Origin of the sequence: Flammeovirga sp. MY04 (assembly GCF_001682195.2) — a bacterium.
GTDB lineage: Bacteria > Bacteroidota > Bacteroidia > Cytophagales > Flammeovirgaceae > Flammeovirga > Flammeovirga yaeyamensis.
The window spans coordinates 1,915,451-1,936,047 of sequence record NZ_CP003560.2 but is presented as its reverse complement, the minus strand read 5'-3'; the positions used below and the strand labels follow the sequence as shown (position 1 = coordinate 1,936,047).

The following is a 20,597-nucleotide window of genomic DNA, read 5'->3' as shown; positions in this document are numbered from 1 at the left end:
TGGGATTATATATTCATAAAATTTGATTGGGTTATTTCTAGCAATAAATTAACTAACATCATGAAAAAAATATTCTTATATCTTACTTACATAAGCTTTTCATTACTTTGTCTTTCATCATGTCTTGATAATAGTGGAGCTAAAACTGAAACAGAAAAATCTTTTTTACCCTCTTCAAAAGGTAAACCTGGCGAGATGGTTCTTGTTATAGATTCTACTCAATGGGGAACGAAAGCAAGTATTGGAGGACAGTTGTATACAAAAGTTTTAGGTGCTACTAGAGGAATTTTACCCCAAAGTGAACCTCAATTTACAGTTACACAAGTTCAGCCTTCAGGATTTAATAGTATTCTTAGACAAGCAAGAAACGTTATGATTGTCACTACTTTTGATAATAAAGGTAGAGAGTCAAGAATATTAAAATCGTTTTTTGGTGAGGGTGTTATCGAAGCATTATCAAAAGATCCGGAAAAATATTATTATGTGAAGAAAGATGTTTGGGCTAAAGGACAAACAGTGATGTTATTCTTTGCTGAAAGCGAAGAAAAGATGGCAAAGGTTTTAGAAGATCCAAATAAAACATATTATTTGACTCAACCTTTCCATGATATAGAAAATAAGCGATTGGCAGAAAGGATTACTAAAGAAAGAGATCGTAAGATAACTCGCTTCTTGAAAGATAAATACAATGTCGATATCTCTTTATTGCAGGGATATAAAATTGCAAAATCAGAAGAGGATTTTCTTTGGTTAAGACATCCCGAGATAGCATTTGATAATAACATTATCTTAATGAAAATGCCATATACAGACGAGAAACAATTTGATGCTGATCATATTCTCAAATTTAGAAATGAATTAGCCAAAAAATACTTATATGGTAATCCTGAAGACAAAGAATCTTTTGTAATTACAGAATCAAAGGTGAAGCCTGAGATTAAAAATGCAAAAATAGACGGTAGACAAGCAGTAGAAATAAGAGGTCTTTGGAGAACAAATACCTACTCAATGGGTGGTCCATTTATTAGCTACTTATTTACTGATAAATCTGGTGCGAATCTTTATTATTTAGAAGGTTTTGTTTATGCACCAAGCATGGATAAAAGAGAGCTGATGAGAGATATGGAAGCTCAACTAAAGACGTTTAAAGACTTTTAATATATGTATTACTACATTAGCGGTAAGCTAGTTAAAAAAATACCTACCTCAGCTATTATTGATGTAAATGGGGTAGGTTATGAAATTCGATGGCCTTTAAGTGCTTTTAGTGCAGTCAATGAGGGTGATCAAGTAAAGTTGTATACTTACTTTTATGTAAAAGAAGATATGCAACAACTATTTGGCTTCTTGTCAGAAAATGATAGAACAGTATTTTTACAACTAATCTCAATATCTGGAGTAGGCCCTTCAACAGGGTTAGCTTTTTTATCTTCACTATCAACAGCGGAGATTTGTTCGGCCATTATGCAAGAAGATGTAAAGACAATTCAGAGTGTAAAAGGTATCGGAGCTAAAACTGCGCAGCGTGTAGTTATTGAATTAAGAGATAAAATTTCTAAATTGCAGTATTCTGGAGAATTAATTCAGAATGCGACTTCTACTGCTCAAGACAATGGAATTGTAAATGAAGCTATGGACGCTCTTGTTGCCCTTGGTTTTACTAGAGCTGCAGCACAGAAATCTGTTAAGCTAATTCAGAAAAAACATGGACATGATCTATCAGTAGAAAAATTAATAAAATTAGCATTAAAACAAAATTAGCCTATAAGCGCCTTACTATTACTTTTTTAGCATTTATATAAGCAAATTATCACTCAGATAAAGTGATGATTGTAGTAATTTTTTACTATTCTTTTTATCTTTCATTTAATATCATCTGACAATTTCGACTTGTTATGAACTTATCACTAAATGCTAATGGTCGGTTGACCGTAAGATTTTAGTAAACTTAAATACTTGACTTCATTTTGTTTCGCTTACACACAGCAAATTATAAATACTTACTAGCTCTAATTTTTTTCTCAACGATAAACAATGTTTGGGCAAACGTCAAAGAGACAGTAGTATGGAATGTATTACAACAATCAATTCCTCAAGAAAATCAGCAGGAACAGGATACTACGTTGTATAAACCTCAAAAGCCTTACGAAAGAGATAGGCTTGGAGACCCCGTGTCTACCCCGCAATATAGTTCGCCAATTATTGGCACGGATCCTCATGTAAATACTCAAATTGAGCTAGATACAACAGGCAATGGCTACAATGTGCAGGAGACATTAGGTGATGGATTGCAATACCGTAATCCTTCGTATTTACCTTATGATGCTTACCGTGATTATCTGTACAGAAAAAACATGGCAAGCTATTATAAAAATTTATCACTCCAACAAGATGGCGGTGATGCTTTACCTGGTCAAGGCAATGGAAAACTAATCCCAGATATAGAATTAGGTCGTGTTGCAGATTTCCTATTTGGTGGTTCTACTTTAGATTTTCAACTCAATGGTAATGCAATGCTTGATTTCGGCTTCTTATTCCAAAGAGTCGATAACCCTCAAGTTCCAGTGACCCAGCAAAGAAATGGTGGATTTAATTTCGATCAACAAGTTGGATTAGGGATGATCGGTAAAATTGGTGATAAACTAGAAATGTCAGCCAATTTTGATACAAAGAGTACTTTCCAATTTGATCAGCAATACAATATGTCATATACCGCTTATGATTATGACATCATTCAAGATATTCAAGTAGGTAATGTTAGCTTTAACGTACGTAACTCATTAATTTCTGGAGCACAGAACTTATTTGGTGTGTATAGTAAACTGAGATTTGGTAATCTATATGTTTCCAGTGTTTTCTCAAGTCAAAGAGGTTCTCAAGAGACCATTACTATAAAAAATGGTGGTCAGAATAGAGAGTTTGAGTTCAGAGCAGATACCTACGATAATAATAAACACTTTTTTATTGGTCACTTCTTTAGAGATAAATACGAAGAAGCTTTAAAGACAACCCCAAATATTATTTCTGGAGTTGTTGTTACTCGTATGAAAGTTTATGTAACCAATAGAGCCAACGATACTCAAACGCAAAGAAACTTAGTAGGTCTACTTGACCTTGGTGAAGCAGATCCTTACAATACCGCTTGGGGTGGAAGTACAAACCCAGCAGCAAGTAACGATGCAAACACGTTATATAGTCAAGTTACCCAGTTAAACCGTAATTCTGATACTATAAAAGGAGGCTTAGAAGGATTAGGTTTAAATAATGGTACCGAATTTGAAATTCTTCGTTCTGCAAGAGAATTAGGTCCAACGGAATTTAGTTACAACCAACAATTGGGGTATATCTCAATTAATACACCACTTAGAAATGATGAAATTTTAGCCGTTGCTTTTGAATATACTTTTAATGGACAAAGCTATAAAGTAGGTGAATTGAATGAGGATCTACCAAACCTTGGACAAAATGAAGTGATGTTCATGAAACTATTAAGTCCATCAACAATTATCACTACTGACCCGAATGACCCATCAAAGCCGTTTCCTTTATGGGATTTGATGATGAAGAACGTTTATTCACTTCAAGCCAATTCAATTCAAAAAGAAGATTTCCAATTTAGAATCATCTACAGAGATGACCGTACAGGTGTGGATAACCCGTCTATTCAAGAGGGAGTTAACTTAGCCAATGTTCCTTTAATTGAGGTCACTGGATTGGATCGTTTGAACATGAACTTGGAACTTCAAAAGGATGGTAACTTTGACTTTATTGAAGGAGTAACTATTGACTCAAGGAATGGTCGGATTATTTTCCCTGTATTAGAGCCCTTTGGACAAACACTTGAAGAAAAATTCGAGCCAGGAGAAGCGAATTTAGTCACCAAATATGTATTTGAGGATCTATATAAAAAAACTCAAGCAGATGCAGTTCTGAATACAAAACAAAATAAGTATTTCATGAAAGGTAGTTATAAGGGGGGATCATCAAATGAAATCTTACTACCTGGAATAAATATAGCAGAGAACTCTGTAACGATTACTGCTGGAGGTGTCACTTTAACAGAAGGAGCTCAATATACTGTAGATTATCAATTTGGTAGAGTAACTATCTTGGATGAAGGGGTCTTGAACTCTGGAAAAGATATTCGAATTACCTATGAAAGAGCTGACTTATTCAACTTCCAAACAAAAACATTAGCAGGGGTAGACTTAGAGTATCATGTGAGTGAGGACTTCATTATCTCAGGTACTTTAATGCACCTTTCAGAAAAACCTTTGATTTCTAGGGTGAATGTAGGTTCAGAACCAGTGAAGAATACTATGTGGGGTCTTACTATGGACTACACCACAGAATCTAGGTTTTTAACCAAATTAGTTGATGCCATTCCAGGTATAGATACGCAAGAACAATCTATGTTCACCTTTAAGGGGGAATTTGCTCAACTCATTCCTGGTACACCGTCTCTTATTGGTACAGATGGTACAGGTTATATCGATGATTTTGAAGGAGCTGAAGTGCCATATGATCTAGGTTTAAATCCTGTTTCATGGGCACATGGTAGTACACCAGAATACATTTTGGATCAACAAGGATGGAATACTGCACCTCCAACCACAGCAGAAGATTCCTTGGCTTATAACCACCGTAGGGCATTAATGGCTTGGTATAATATTGATAATGTCTTCTATTACACAACGGGTAATACGAGTCGACCAAATAATATTACAGACGAAGATATGCAAAATCACTATGTTCGTTTGGTTCCATTCAATGAAGTATTTAAAAATAGGCAGGCCAATCAAATCAATACCAACGAAGTAACATTTGACCTAGCTTACTATCCATCAGAGAGAGGTCCTTATAACTATAATACAGATTTAAATAATGACGGTACACTCCGGAATCCTAAAGATAATTTTGGTGCAATAACTAAAGCTATTACCACAGATGTCGATTTTGATAACTTGAATGTGCAGTATATAGAATTCTGGATGATGGATCCGTTTATGACAGGTAAAAACGCTGAAATAGAAGGAGCAAACAACAATACAGGTGGTAAGTTATTTATTGATTTAGGTAGTATTTCCGAAGATGTAGTTCCTGATGGTAGGCACTTCTTCGAGAACGGTATGACAACCAATAAAGATCTATTAAATCGTTCAGTGTGGGGTTATTCTCCTACTACTCAATTTGTGAATAATGTATTTAGTACTGCAGTTCCAAGAGATGCTCAAGATATTGGTTACGATGGTTTGTCGAGTGAAGAAGAAGCAGAATTTTTTAAGCAGTTCTTTATTGATCGATTGCCAAGCGTATTATCACCAGAAGCATTGCAAGCAATTATTGCCGACCCATCAGGTGATGATTTTAAATACTATCTAGGTGATGAAGCCGATGCTCAAAACTTAAAAGTTTTAGAAAGATATAAAAGGTTTAACGGTACGGAGAGAAACTCACCAGAAAACCAAGGAGGTGGAGGTTTTACTCCTTCAAATACTAGTTATCCAAACAACGAGGATTTGAATGGGGATAATACCTTGAATGAATTGAATGCTTACTTTGAATACGAGTTAGATTTACGTCCAGGACAATTAGAAAATAATAAGTTTGTCGTAGATAGAGTAACTTCAGAAGCACCAGAGTCAAGAGAATTAGTAACTTGGTATCAAGTAAGAATCCCTATTAGAGATGATAATAACTACAGTAAAGTAGGGGGTATTGATAATTTCAAGTCGGTAAAATTCATGCGTTTATTCATGACAGATTGGGAGCAGCCGGTAGTATTACGTATGTTGAATTTCCAATTAGTAGGAGCGCAATGGCGTCAATACACTCAAAATATTGAAGATGATGAGTTGCCAATTTCAACTGCTAAAGTTGAGATTTCATCAGTTAATATCGAGCAGAATGGAGTAACTGATACGCAAACTAGAAAAATTCCTTATGTATTGCCTCCGGGTTTCGAAAGAGATTATGATGCAACATCAACAGTTACAAGACGAATTAATGAACAATCTATACAGGTAAATGTTGAAGATTTAGATGTAGATGATGGTATCGGAATCTTTAAAAACTTTAGTCTGAATTTAGTCAATTACAAACGACTAAGGATGGAACTTCATGCCCAATCACCATCTGATATCACCCGGGATGATGAAGTTCGGGGTTTCTTAAGAGTAGGTACTGACCTAACAGATAACTACTACGAAATAGAAGTTCCTCTAAAGATTACACCAAAAGGAGCAACTACCCCAGAAGTAATTTGGCCTAGGGAGAACGAAATTGATGTCGCCCTAGAAGAACTTTATAAAATTAAAGTTCAGCGTAATTCGGAAAATGCGGATAGAGATATTCCATATCCAACCAATTTAGAGGCAGCAGGACCAAACGTTCGTCAATATCGAGTAAGAGTCGTGGGTAACCCAGATATGAGTGCGATCCAAACGGCTATGATTGGTGTTCGAAATAAAACCACCGATAATGCCAGAAAAGATATTAGAATTTGGGCTAACGAGCTAAGAGCAACAGAATATTCTACGTTCTCATCATGGGCTGCAAATGCATCAATTGATGCCACTTTAGCCGATTTTGCCAACATTAAAACCAATGTTCGTTACAGTACGGTTGGTTTTGGAGGTATCCAAGATAAAATTGGTGATCGTCAGATGGAAGATAATTTGGAGTTTGGTATTGCTGCAAACATCAACTTAGATAAGATCTTCTTAAATAGGATAGGTTTATCTGTCCCTATTTATATGAGTTATGATCGAAAAGGCTCTAATCCATATTTTGATCCTTTAGATCCTGATGTACCTCTTGATGTTTCTTCTGAAGTTAGAGGTAGCTATTATAGCGAACAAGTGAAATATTTAGAAGAGGCTAGAAGTATCAATATTTCCAATCTGACGAAAGTGAAAATGAATCCTGAGGCCAAAAGTTATCCTTGGGATATTGAAAACTTTAGTTTCAGTGGTTCCTATTCTGATAGAAATATGAGAGATAAGAATACCGAAGCGAAAGATTTCAAACAATGGAAATTAGGTGCTGCCTATTCTTATCAATCACCATTAAAAGCATGGGAACCTTTTAAAGATACACAAGGTGGGGATTGGTCATCATTAATTACTGATTTCAACTTAAATCCATTACCAAGTTCAATTACTGTTAGAGGTGATTTAGATCGTCAGTATAGATATACTCAATTTAGAAGTTACGAAGAAGGAAGAGGTTTTGTAAAAGATGGTATTTTACCAACATACGAAAAGAGTTTCCTATTTAATAGAGGATATAATTTAGGCTGGAATTTGGCAAAGAGTTTGAAAATTGATTATCAAGCCACTGCCAATGCCCTAGTCGACGAACCTGAAGGAGCGATTGATACAGATACCGCAAGGGATTCCATAATGAATAACCTTTTAGACTTTGGTCGTATGAAGTTATTCACTCAGAATTTATCGGGTACCTATAATATTCCAATCAATAAAGTGCCAGGTCTTGATTTTATTGGGGCTAATGCTCGATATGTTGCCGGTACTAATTGGACAGCAGGTACTTTAGGTATTGCAGATACTCTTGGTAACACAATTGGTAACACACAACAAATATCCTTAAACTCTAAGTTTGATTTCAAAAATATTTATAAGAAGATCGGTTATGTAAATCACTTAGAAAATGGAGTGAGTAATCGTGGTCGATCAAGGTCTAGGAATAGAAATCAGCAACAGCAACAAGGGGGGAATAGATCTAATAAGCCAACGAAAGATTATACTCGTTTAGCTTATCAGAAAGTAAAATTAAAGGATAAATTGAAGGATCTGCGAACAGAACAAACTAACCTTCAAAATGCCGATAAAGATAAAATTGATAAGCAGAAAGGGAAAATAGAGGCAAAGATCACTAAGCTGAAAACGAAAATTGAGAAGTACAAAGGAAAAGGAAAAGATTATGCAGATTTAGATGCAAAAATCTTAACGTACAATGCTCAAATTGATACTCTTGATGCACAGCTCGCAAAGGAAAATCCTAAAAAGAATAAAAAACTGGAGAGTATTGCAGAAGAAATTAAGAAAACTGAACAGGAGTTGTTGGCCGTGAATGATCAGTTGAAAGAAAGACCGGAACCTACCAAATCGGCAGGTGAGAAATTAGGAGACGCAGGTATTCGTTTTCTTACAATGTTGAAAGACATTGATATGACTTATTCAGAAAATAATGCAACTACACTTCCTGGATATATGCCGACGGCGGAATATGTTGGTTTAGATTCTAAGACCAACGCGCCAGGCTTACCTTTCTTATTGGGTAGTCAGGATCCAAGTATTCGATTTAAAGCGGCTGAAAATGGATGGTTAGCACCAAGTGAATATTTGAATAATCAGTTTGTACAGACGAAAAGGGAAGAATATAGAGTGCGAGCGAATTTAGAGCCTTTCAGGGATTTTAAAGTAACTCTGACTTCAACATCTAATAGAACAGAATCATATTCTGAAGTATTTAGATTCGATAGTAGTATAAATGATTATAACTCTCTATCTCCAACAAGAACAGGTACTTTTGGCATCAGTTTCTTCTCTATGGGTACTGCATTCTCAAAACCTGATGGAAACAATGAATCAGAAGTTTTCAATCAGTTTGTAGCCAATAGATCTGAAGTGAAAGATCGACTGAACAGTACAAGGACATCAAGTCAAACTCAATACAAAGAAAATGATCAGGATGTATTAATCCCTGCATTTATTGCAGCATATACTGGTCAGAGTTCATCTAAAGTTGGTTTGTCTGCTTTCCCTTCTTCATTCCCAATACCAAACTGGGATGTGAGATACACAGGTTTATCTAAATTGAAGGTTTTTGAGAATTCAATCAAATCTATCACTTTAGCTCACGCTTATCAATCGAATTACACGGTAGGTAACTATAACTCTTCTTTATTATATGGTGCGACTGAAATTGGTCCAGATAGAGATATTAATGATCAGCCTGTAGCTGAGGGGCAAGATGGTAATATCGTTCCAGTATATGTAATCAACCAAGTGAATATTGAGGAGCGTTTTGGTCCTCTTATCGGTATCAATATCAAATTGATGAATGATTTGCAGATTAAGTTTGACTACAATAAAGGAAGAATGTTATCTCTGAATCTATCAAATGCTCAGGTAACAGAACAATTGAACAATGACTTTACCATTGATATCGGATACACAACTACAGGGATGAAACTTCCATTTAGATCTAAAGGTAGAACGACTACTTTGAAAAACGATATCACATTTAGATTGGCCATGTCGATTAGAGATAATCAAACGACTCAATATAGAATGGAAGAGGAGAATGTAGTGACTGCAGGTAACATGAACTTTGCTTTAAGACCAACAGTGAATTATATGTTGAATGATAGAGCAAATCTTCAATTCTATTTTGATAGAACGATTAACGATCCCAAAGTATCGAATGCATTTAGAAGAACATCTACAGCATTTGGTGTTCAGTTTAAATACTCACTAACACAATAATTTGATTTTAATAATTGATTAAATATAAAGAAGGGGCCATTTCAAGTGAATGAAACGGTCCCTTTATTTATTTGGAGAGAGTTAATTACAAATTACCTCTTAATGCCTGCTCTCTTTCAATCGCTTCAAACAAGGCTTTAAAGTTCCCTTTGCCAAATGATTTTGCCCCTTTTCTTTGAATAATCTCAAAGAATAATGTAGGTCGGTCTTCGACAGGTTTTGTGAAGATTTGTAATAAATATCCTTCTTCGTCACGATCTACTAGGATATTTAATTCTTTAAGTTGATCAATTTCCTCGTCAATGTTTCCAACACGTTCTTTAAGATCATCATAATAATTGTCTGGAACATAAAGAAACTCGATACCTCTTTTTCTTAATTCACTTACCGTATAGCAAATGTCGTCTGTAGCCACGGCAATATGTTGCACGCCAGAACCATTGTAAAATTCTAAGTATTCCTCAATTTGAGATTTTCTCTTTCCATCAGCAGGTTCGTTGATAGGGAATTTTACATATCCATTTCCGTTGGAAACTACTTTAGACATTAGGGCAGTGTATTCTGTGGAGATATCGTTATCGTCGAAAGTAAGTAGCAACTTGAAGCCCATCACATCTTCGTAGAATTTCACCCACTGATCCATCTCGCCTAACTCAACATTACCTACACAGTGATCTACGTATTTTAATCCCACATCTTTCACTTTCATTAGAGGTTCTTTTCCAACAAAGTGTGGTAGGAAGGCTCCGTTGTAGTTTTTTCTTTCTACAAAGGTGTGAATAGTATCACCATACGTTTTGATACTAGACATTACAACTTCACCGTCTGCATCTGTGATAGAGTGAGGGGCTTGAACAGATTCTGCTCCTCTTTTTACAGTTTCTTCGTATGATTTACGAGCATCGTCTACCCATAAAGCCAATACTTTTACCCCGTCGCCATGCTTGTGTACATGTTTGGCAATTTCAGAGTTGGAATTAAGTGATGTGGTGAATACAAAACGAAGTTTTCCTTGTTGAAGAACATAACTTGCTTTTTCTTTTACTCCTGTTTCCGGACCAGCGTAAGCAACTAGCTGAAAGCCAAAAGCAATTTGATAAAAATAGGCGGCTTGTTTTGCGTTTCCTACATAAAACTCAATGTGATCTGTACCATTGATAGGCAGAAAATCCACTCCGGATTTTACGTTTTTTTCCGATGTTAGCATGTGTGTTAAATAAATGTGTGTTTAAATTGGTATGTATTTATTCAAGAACAATGAAATGAAAATGTTTGTTTCAGATGAATAAGGTATGTAAATAAAACATACGCGTACGCAATGAACTCTGAATAACAGATTCAATAGGATAATTCGTTGTCTTAAGAATAATAGAATCGACTTAGTATCAAGGACTGATCTAAGCGGTATAAAAAAAGGTGGACTAAACCACCCTTAAATATTTTTAAGCTAATGCTGTTTCACTGTAGTAGAATATAGGTGTATGTGTTTATAACGTCAAAATAGTTAGTTTAGTTGATCTTTCAAAATTCTGAACTCCACAATTGGTGAAATTCTTTCATACAGTATGTTATAAACAGCTCTAGTGATAGGCATCTCTTTTTCAATTTCAAGTCGCTTAGCTATCTCGAAAATACTTTTTACAGCATAATATCCTTCGGCTACCATTTGCATCTCTAGTTGTGCTGCTTTTACAGAGTAACCATGACCAATCATATTTCCGAAAGTTCTATTCCTACTAAATTGAGAATAGGAAGTCACCAACATATCACCTAAATAGGCGGTGCCCAATAAGTTTCTTTTGATATGGTAGGCAGCTTTTAAGAAATATTGAACTTCTTGCATCGCATTGGATACCAATACCGCTTGGAAGTTATCACCATAACCTAACCCATGAGCTATACCGCAAGAAATGGCGACGATATTTTTCATCACTGCAGAATATTCAACCCCATAGATGTCACGTATTGAGGTAGTTTGAATATATCTATTCTGCATTGCTTCAGATAAAGCTTTACCAAAACGCTTACTTCCAGAAGCAATAGTTAAGTAGGCTTGTTTTTCCATAGCCACTTCTTCTGCGTGACACGGACCACCAATAACGGCTACTCTTTTATGATGAACATTAAAGTTTTGTTCAATATGTTCTGTAACTAAGATATGTTTCTCAGGAATTAGACCTTTGATAGCGGAGATAACGAACTTATTTTCGAAATCTTTTGGCGTGAGGTCTTTGATTGCATCTAGAATAAAGGCGGCTGGAACAGCTAATAGAATCGCATTGGCCTCTCTGATGGCATCTTTGATATTACTAAAAGGAACTACACTCTCTGGTGATATTTTAGCAGAAGGTAGATATCTTGGGTTAGAATTGTATTGTCTGATATGGTCTATATCATCTTGATTACGAATCCACCAATGTAATTTTGTTTTTCCTCCATCTGATAAAATTTTTACTAATGCAGTTGCCCAACTACCCCCGCCGATAACGGCAATTTTTGAGATATCGGGAATGACATTTTGATCTTCCAGAAATTGAGAATGTTTTTTATTTTGTCCCACGCGCTATATATATACTGGTTCCTAGTGTAAAAGTAATGAAACGTCAGCAAATTTAAATAACATAACAGTTTCAATTTACAAGTATGCTGTTTATTTATTTTCTTTGCAATTCCAAAACATACAAAGTAAAGGCAATTTTTTAAATACTTAATACGAATTTTACTTCGGAAGGTGTTTTTTATTGTCAATAATCAAAAATGTATGTTAATGTCTATAATTATTGCAATAATTACTTGATTCTTTTTAATTTTTTGTAATTTTGCAATAATACAAACTATCTGAATAGAATCTGATATGAAAGATATACAACCATTAGAAAGTTGGTCTGTAGTTAAAAATGGCGGTCCGATTGCCATTGCAGGACCATGTAGTGCGGAGTCTGAAGAGCAGTTGATGGAAACTTGCCGTCAGATTACTGAAGAGATAGATATCACAATGCTACGAGCAGGTATCTGGAAACCACGTACAAGACCGGGATCATTCGAGGGAATCGGTGAAGAAGGTTTAAAGTGGTTCGCCAACGTTAAAAAAGAATTGAATATGCCTATCACTACTGAGGTGGCAAACGCTCAACACGTTGAGTTAGCCCTTAAGTATGGTGTAGACGTTCTTTGGATTGGTGCTCGTTCGACAGTAAACCCTTTTACTATCCAAGAAATTGCGGATGCATTAAAAGGCGTTGACGTTCCTGTAATGATCAAAAACCCAATCAACCCAGACTTAGCATTATGGAAGGGTGCGATTGAGCGTATTTATGGCGCAGGTATCAGACAAATTGCTGGTATCCACCGTGGATTCTCATCTTTTGAGAAAACTCAGTATAGAAATATACCTATGTGGAAATTGGCTATCGCCCTAAAAACTGAATTACCAAACTTGCCTCTAATCTGTGACCCTTCACATATTGGTGGTACTAGGGATTTAATTTATCCTGTTTCTCAAAAAGCGATCGATTTAGATTTCGACGGATTAATGATTGAAACGCATAGAGACCCAGATAACGCTTGGTCTGATGCTTCTCAACAAGTTACTCCTAAGCGTTTAGCTGAGATCTTAAACGAGGTGAAAATTAGAAAGAGCACAACTGATGCTGAAGAAGTAAATAACAAATTGGATGATCTTCGTTCGAAAATCGACCGTTTGGATAACGAACTTCTTGAAGTATTGTCTCAAAGAATGAACGTTGTGAACGAGATTGGAGATTATAAGAGAGAAAATAACCTAACTGTATTCCAAGCAGGTCGTTGGATCGATATCTTCCAAAACCGTCCAGAACAAGCTGAGAAATTAGGTATCGGCAAATCATTCATGGAGCAATTATTCAAATTGATCCACGATGAGTCTATCCGTGTTCAAACTAAAGTAGTAAACACTGAAAAAGCATAAGCTTTTTAGGATATATAAAAGGCGGTGAATCTTCTTAGATCACCGCCTTTTTTGATAAAATATCAATTAAACGTTAAAACTAACGTCAAGAGAAAAGATTGACTATGAGTATCAACAAAGTTACTTTTTTAAATAGTGTAGCAACGTCTACTTTTGAAGAATTGGTATCATATACCAATTTGGCGGTAATTGTAGACGAAAACACTAAAAGAGATTGTTATCCAATCGTACAAGAATATCTTCCTTCACATATTTTGATAGAGATCGAAAGTGGTGAGGAGAACAAGACATTAACTACTTGTCAGCACATTTGGCAAGAATTGACGGATGCCGGATTTGACAGAAAAGCTGCTGTCTTGGATCTTGGTGGTGGTGTTATTGGCGATATGGGTGGTTTCTGTGCTTCAACTTATAAAAGAGGAATTGATTTTTGGCAAATGCCAACTACTTTGTTGTCTCAAGTAGATGCTTCTGTTGGTGGCAAGTTGGGCATTGATTTTGGTAAACTGAAAAACCATATTGGGGTATTTAGAGTGCCTAATAATGTGTTGATTTATCCATCGTTTATCAAAACATTACCAGCAAATGAATTACGTTCTGGTTTTGCTGAAGTCATTAAACACTGTTTGATTCAAGATGCATACCATTGGAAAACGGTTTCATCTAAACCGTTGGCTGATCAAGATCTTGAGGCGATTATTCCTCATTCAATCAATATCAAAGATAAAGTGGTAACTTCTGATCCTACAGAAAAAGGATTAAGAAAAATATTGAACTTTGGTCACACTGTAGGACATGCGATCGAATCTTACCTTTTAGATATTCCAGGGAGAAAATTACTACATGGAGAAGCTATTGCAATTGGTATGATTGCTGAAGCGTGGCTATCTACAAAATTTACTGGCTTAACTAAGGTTGAATTAATCGAAATTCAAAGCTATATTCTTAGAGTCTATGGTAAGGTAGAAATCAAAGAATCTGATTTACAACATTTATATTCTTATTTACTTCAGGATAAGAAAAATACTGGAAAGAAATTAAGTTTCTCTCTATTAAATAAAATCGGCGATTGTACGTACGATCAATTTATTGAGTGGAACGATATAGAAGAATCTATTCGATATTACATGAGTTTGTAAAAAAACAGACAATATATATTCAAAAAAGAAAGAGACGACTTCAATGTTGAGGTCGTCTCTTTAATTATTAGTGTTTCAAATTATATATTTCTAGTCATCGCAGGGTTTATTTCCCTTTGAATCATATCTTTTGCGTGTGGTAGATGCTTAAAGGTTTTAATAAACCAACCTCTATTCTTACCAAAGGTTTCTATTAAATGATGATCTTGTATTTTCAAACTTGTCATCATATATATTTTAGTCGTTTTATTTAAACGTATTTTATCCAAAGAAGAGATCAAGTAATGCTTTTCATGTATTTCGAAGGGTTTTTCCAATTGACTACTATCAATCATCAAAATGGGATGGTTCTTTTTGTTTAGAAGATCTTTTGCATCCATTAAAGCATGGATCATCTCCTCAACATTTGGAATACCTTTTACTTCGAGTACAACATAACGATCATGATTTATGATTTCGTATTGCATCAGGTAAATATTAGCGTATGAGATAACGTGACATTTAGTGAATGTTACTTCACAAACCAAATGTAACTAATATCAATCAAAAAAGATGACGACGATCACTAAAAAATTGTTAATGGTCAATATTTACATCTGTACGTTCTCTTTTACTTCAAAAGGTTCTGGAATGTTAGGGTCTCCAACACATGTAAGTACATCAATTTCTATGGCTCTTGCAATGGTCGAAATAGGAACATCATTTGCAGATCCTTCGAACGGATTTTCACCTACAGTCCCGATACGTTCCATAGTATGGAATACCCAAGAAACAAGGGTGGTAAAGGGAACAGAAAACCATATAAAGTAGTCACCAATTAATGGGAAGTTACTCATCATGTTGTCTCCCAATCTTGCAAATTCTGGAACAATTCCTAAAGGAAGGATAATGATAAATGCCCAAACAAAATATACATTTAATGTAGCGTATTGTCTTGGGTAGGGGAAGTTTTTTATTCTTTCACTCTTTCCCTGTAACTCTAATAAAGTTCTTATGATACTTTCTAAGTGAAGAAATGAGAATTCCCAAATAAGCCCTTTTTCTTTTAATTTTCTAAGATGTCTAGATTGAAGTTTAATGATTGATGCGGCTTTATTGCCACCAACTCTCATCACAAAATCAAGTTCTTCTTTAGAAAGATATTCCGAAAGGGCGTCCCTTTCTTCAATCACAAACTCAGGTATATGTATTTTATTGGCCCATTCTCTGTTTGTATGGTGATCCATAAATGATTCCCATGTTTTTTTTGTTCTCATTGCATATCTTAAAGCAGTAAGCCATGCCATATGTCTTCGGACAATAGCTTGCTTCTCTAAAAATAGTTCTTGTTCCGATAGTTCTTCTCCTTCTTTTGCATATTCGTTGGTGACCATGTCTCCAACATGAATTGAAAAGGTACGAGAGTCGTTAACAATACCACCCCAAATTTTTCGAGCTTCCCATAGTCGCCCATAAACTGCATTGTTACGAAAACCAACAACAAATGCTACAGCAGTACCCACCAATGCGATAGGTGTCCATGGTAATCCAATCCATGTTTGTCCGAAGATATCGTATGCAACCGTCGGGATAATGGCTAAAATGATGAAGATGATTGTATCAGACCTTGTCCATAAGGCCATTTCTTTTAATGAGAAGTATTTTTTGATTAACATAAAATGTTGAGGTTTAATGACTCTATGAATATAATCATCATTCTTTATTTATGTAATACTTCCTTTCTGTTTTTCTAATAAAAGTAATTTAATACTCTATTTTAAGTATGATCTAAAGGGTTGTAAATCAATATAAAAGCAATATTTGTTGATCAAAATGAGTGGAAGCCCCTATTTACAATAGCGTTTTATCTCCTTAAAATTGAGGAAACAAACAGTTCAATTATTTAAACAGCTTTAAGATGAAACGACTATTATTGTTTTCGTTATTTATCCTATTTAGTATAGGGCATTTAACCTATGGTAAAACAACTTCAACACCAACTGCATTTATTGAAATTGGTAGTGGGCAGACACCTACAACAGATCCTATTTACTCTAATTGGAATTATGCATGGGGTAGTTTTCTATACAAAAGTGAAGATTTAGGAGAAGCTAAAACAATTAGTAAAATCTCTTTTTATGGTTACAAAGACTTTTCAGGATGGGAGAAAGCATTTCCAAATCAAAAAGTATATTTTTCATTAGTTACAAAAGACGATGTTTCATTAACCTACCCGGATCTTAATAATTATACTAAGGTTTTTGAAGGTACAGTGACTTATCCAGCCAATGGTGCCGATTGGATGGATATTGATATTGAAGATTTTGAATATGATGGAACTAGTGATTTAATTATTCATTGGCAAAATCATTCAGGGGAGTCATATCAAACGTCTGGTTTATTTTATGGCACAGTGAATCAGGATCATCAAGCAGTAAGTGGAAATGATAATAACTTTCCTACTGGTGTAAATGGATGGAGACCTTCAAATAACGCGACTCCAAACATACGTTTTCATTACCTAGTAAATGAAAATACGCCATGTACTCCTATTGCTGTAAATCCAACAAATCAAGCTTCTAAAGTTTTAGTAGATCAAGCTATTGAATTTAGTTTATGCAATACAGAACGTTACGATTTCTATTTAGGTACTTCGGCAGATAATATGCAACTAATTATCTCGGACCAAGCTGTAGCTGCCGATGGTACTGAATCTTATAAAAGTCAGACTTTATGGGAATCAAAAACTACCTATTATTATCAAATTGTAGCGAAGAAAGGAGATAATTCTACTCCTTCAGCAGTATTATCTTTTACTGCACAAAAGTTTGTGGAGGAATTTCCATTTATTATAGATTTTGAAGATTTCTACATTAGTCAAATAACAGGAAACAGAATTGGTAGAATTATCAATACTAACTTTCCTGACGATTCAGATTGGGAGTTTGATGAATATTGGATTTCAGGTGATATAGACGGTTTTCCTGATGGTATATATAAAGGAGAGATGTCTGGTTATGTTTCAGCATGGAGATCAGGTGATTATTCATTAGTGACGCCAAGAATGAACCTTAAAGAGAATTCTGATATTACCTTCTATTGGAGAACAGGTTCAAATTCTCCTTCAAGTGGAACTTTCCTAGAAATATCTACTGATGGAAAGCAGACATGGTCTGAAATCGGGGCAATGATGCTAGAAGGTAACATGGAAAATTATAAGTATGAATCTTTTGATTTAAGTGGTTACACTGGAGATAATGTTTATATCCGATGGAGATATCATGAAGCTTCTAGTTGGTCACCAAAATATTTCTGGATAGATGATATTGTTATCAAGGAACAAAAAGTAGAACCTGAAATTCAAATTGAAGTAGATAATCTAACTTTTGCTACTGTGAGTGTTGGAAGTAAAGTAAGTAAAACTGTTACGGTAACCAATACGGGTAGAGCACCACTTATCATCAGAGGTGGATCATCTACAGGTCCTTTCTCAATGGATTATACTGGAACTATCGATGTTGGATTATCGGCCGACATCAAATTATATTTTGAACCAACTGAGGTGGGTGATTTTGAAAGTACATTTACTTTAGAAACAAATGCGACTGTAGGGTCAAATGATATTACATTGATAGGTTCAGCTTATCAACCTTTATCTGATTTCTTTGAAAACTTTGATAATAGTACCGAAATGCCTGAAAAATGGAGTCAGGTAAGAAGTTCATGGGATAACTATACAAGTGTTGAAGTAATAAACGGTGCCTTAGAATATTTCACAGCTCCTCACTGTGCTCGTTTGATGAACTTGAACGACTTTGAATCGGATGTCATCTTAGTGTCACCAGGTGTGAAAAACTTTGATACAAACCGTATCGTTTTCCAAGCAAAAAAATCTAATGATGCATATGATTTAACTCTTGAGGTTGGTTTAATGACAGACCCAACGGATCCATCCACTTTTGAGTTAAAAAAGACTTTCGAACTAACGAGTGCTTACAAACAGTTCAATTTACTTTTTAGTCATACTGATAAAGGACCGTATATCGCATTTAGACACGGAGGAAGAGAACAGAAAATTACGGCTGCTTTAATCGATGATATTTCTTGGGAAAAGATTTCTAATGGATTCCCATTAGCGGCAAATCCAATATCACCTGCATCGAACGCTGTGGAAGTAGATATGATGAAAGGAGTGAAATTAGAATGGCAAGATGGAGGCGGAGCAACAGAAGGTTATAAAGTGAATGTGGGGACAAATTATCCTCCAAACAATATGATTTCTGAGCAAGAAGTAACTTTAGATGTTGCTGCTTTAGATTTAGAAAACTTAGAATATAACACTCAATACTATTGGCAAGTAGTGCCATATAATAGTAACGGTGAACTGCCTAATGCTCCAGTATGGTCATTTACAACCATCCCTGATCCAACTGTTGAGACTTTCCCATATCTCGAAAATTTTGAGACAATGAAACAAGGAACGACTAAACCTATGGGTTGGTCAATAGACGATTTGAATCTTGACGGTAACGAATGGAAACAGATTACAGATGATGGATCAAATGATTTGGTGAAGGGTTCTGGAGCAATGCAGATTTCTGGTAAAAAAGATGATATTCTTTACTCAGTTCCATTGGCTTTAGAAGAAGGAACTACCTACGAATTGTCATTTAGTATTAGAACAGAGCTTGATGCACTTGAAGATAAATGGCATACAGAAGAAGTAGAAGTTTATTTGGTAAGTGATAATGACGTGACAGCATTAGGTGATGCCTTAGTAAAAGCTTCTACTATAGAAGATGCATGGAAGGATGTGACAATAACGTTTGACGCTCCGGAAACTAACAATATGTTTCTAGCATTTTACACTAAAACGGAACTTTCAACAGGAGTGCTGACTCTAGATAATGTATCCTTAGATATTGCAGGAGAGAATCCAATTACTTTCACTTCTTCAATAGTTGAAGAGGGAGCTATTTATCATGATTATAGCTATGTAATTACAGCCACTCATAAAGATGGAATCGCCATTGAATTTACTTTAGATGATGCTCCGGAGTGGTTGTCAATAGAAGATCATAATGATGGGTCTGCTACATTATCAGGAAGAACTACTGAGGCAGGTTCTTATTATGTTAGAGTGAAGGCAATGGCCGATAATAAAATTGCAAGTCAGCAATTTGATCTTAGAATTATGGATATCGAAAATCCTCTCTCATTTATTTCAATACCTACTTTATCAACTAAAATCTTTGATACTTATGAGTATGAAGTACAAGTAGGTTGTGATATTGATGAAGCAGTTTCTTTAGAACTTACTCAAGGACCTCAATGGTTATCACTTGATATGGTAGAAGGTAAATATGTATTAAACGGTATGCCTTCAACAACAGGAAATAATGTGATTACACTTAATGCTACTGTAGCTGACTGGAATTTAAATCAAACTTTCACATTGAAAGTTATTGAAATTGATAACCCATTAATGTTTACTTCAGAAGCAGTTTTAACAGCTACTGAAGGAGAAACTTTTGAACATAAAGTAACGGTTGATGGCTTAGAAAATTTAGCAATCACTTTATCATTAAAAGAAGCAGTAGAAGGTGTGGAATTAATTGATAATGAAGATGGAACAGCTATTCTAAAAGGTAATTTGATGGAATCAGGATCTATTATGATTTTAGCCTCACAAGCCGATTGGACTATGGAGCAAGAGATTGTTGTAACCGTAGAAGAAAAACAAATTACTGATGCTTCTCTTGATATTCAAACTGTAACATTATATCCAAACCCAGTGTTAGATCAGTTTACTGTGAAAGGTATAGATCAAATGGAAAGTGTATTTATCTATAACCTGATTGGAAAAAAGGTAAAATCTTTCGAAGACTTAACTCAAGAATCAAAACGTAGTTTTAATGTAGCCCATCTTGTAAAAGGATGGTATATAGTTCAGGTGAATACAGCAACGTCTACAATGACATTTAAGATTCAGAAACAATAACTCATACTAACCATTAAGGC

The 20,597-nt window shown here is 35.1% G+C and carries 10 protein-coding genes; 6 read left to right on the top strand and 4 right to left on the bottom strand.

Features of this window, described 5'->3' with window-relative positions:
- Positions 1 to 60 precede the first annotated feature (60 nt).
- From MY04_RS07810 to sprA, 3 genes are all read left to right on the top strand, one after another.
- The gene (locus MY04_RS07810) at positions 61 to 1,158 is read left to right on the top strand and encodes a DUF4837 family protein (RefSeq protein WP_066208353.1); all 1,098 of its coding nucleotides are present in this window, start codon (positions 61 to 63) and stop codon (positions 1,156 to 1,158) included.
- A gap of 3 nt (positions 1,159 to 1,161) precedes the next feature.
- A complete protein-coding gene (gene ruvA, locus MY04_RS07805) occupies positions 1,162 to 1,761 on the top strand; it encodes a Holliday junction branch migration protein RuvA (protein WP_066208350.1) in 600 nt (199 codons plus the stop codon).
- Between the two features lie 206 nt (positions 1,762 to 1,967).
- Positions 1,968 to 9,512, top strand: a complete 7,545-nt coding sequence (gene sprA, locus MY04_RS07800) for a T9SS outer membrane translocon Sov/SprA (RefSeq protein WP_066208349.1) — start codon at positions 1,968 to 1,970, stop codon at positions 9,510 to 9,512.
- Between the two features lie 85 nt (positions 9,513 to 9,597).
- On the opposite strand, the gene hppD is transcribed toward sprA, so the two are convergent.
- Entirely contained in the window at positions 9,598 to 10,719 is a 1,122-nt protein-coding gene (gene hppD, locus MY04_RS07795; protein ID WP_066208344.1) for a 4-hydroxyphenylpyruvate dioxygenase, read from the bottom strand.
- 297 nt (positions 10,720 to 11,016) lie between these two features.
- Complete coding sequence (locus MY04_RS07790; protein WP_236941102.1) at positions 11,017 to 12,072, bottom strand: NAD(P)H-dependent glycerol-3-phosphate dehydrogenase; 1,056 nt, start codon at positions 12,070 to 12,072, stop codon at positions 11,017 to 11,019.
- 294 nt (positions 12,073 to 12,366) lie between these two features.
- Between MY04_RS07790 and MY04_RS07785 the strand changes: the two genes are divergently transcribed.
- A complete protein-coding gene (locus MY04_RS07785; protein ID WP_066208343.1) occupies positions 12,367 to 13,458 on the top strand; it encodes a chorismate mutase in 1,092 nt (363 codons plus the stop codon).
- A 104-nt stretch (positions 13,459 to 13,562) separates the two neighbouring features.
- On the top strand, positions 13,563 to 14,597 hold the full coding sequence (gene aroB / locus MY04_RS07780) for a 3-dehydroquinate synthase (RefSeq protein ID WP_066208341.1): 1,035 nt from the start codon (positions 13,563 to 13,565) through the stop codon (positions 14,595 to 14,597).
- An 80-nt stretch (positions 14,598 to 14,677) separates the two neighbouring features.
- On the opposite strand, the gene MY04_RS07775 is transcribed toward aroB, so the two are convergent.
- Both MY04_RS07775 and MY04_RS07770 read right to left on the bottom strand, forming a co-directional pair.
- Positions 14,678 to 15,064: a hypothetical protein gene (locus MY04_RS07775; RefSeq protein ID WP_066208339.1), complete on the bottom strand. Its 387-nt coding sequence runs from the start codon at positions 15,062 to 15,064 to the stop codon at positions 14,678 to 14,680.
- Between the two features lie 123 nt (positions 15,065 to 15,187).
- Complete coding sequence (locus MY04_RS07770; RefSeq protein ID WP_066208337.1) at positions 15,188 to 16,252, bottom strand: bestrophin family protein; 1,065 nt, start codon at positions 16,250 to 16,252, stop codon at positions 15,188 to 15,190.
- A 242-nt stretch (positions 16,253 to 16,494) separates the two neighbouring features.
- Here MY04_RS07770 and MY04_RS07765 point away from each other — a divergent pair, with 242 nt between their 5' ends.
- Positions 16,495 to 20,577 carry a T9SS-dependent choice-of-anchor J family protein gene (locus MY04_RS07765; protein ID WP_066208336.1) on the top strand — a complete coding sequence of 1,361 codons (4,083 nt, stop codon included), beginning with the start codon at positions 16,495 to 16,497 and terminating at the stop codon, positions 20,575 to 20,577.
- Positions 20,578 to 20,597 lie beyond the last annotated feature (20 nt).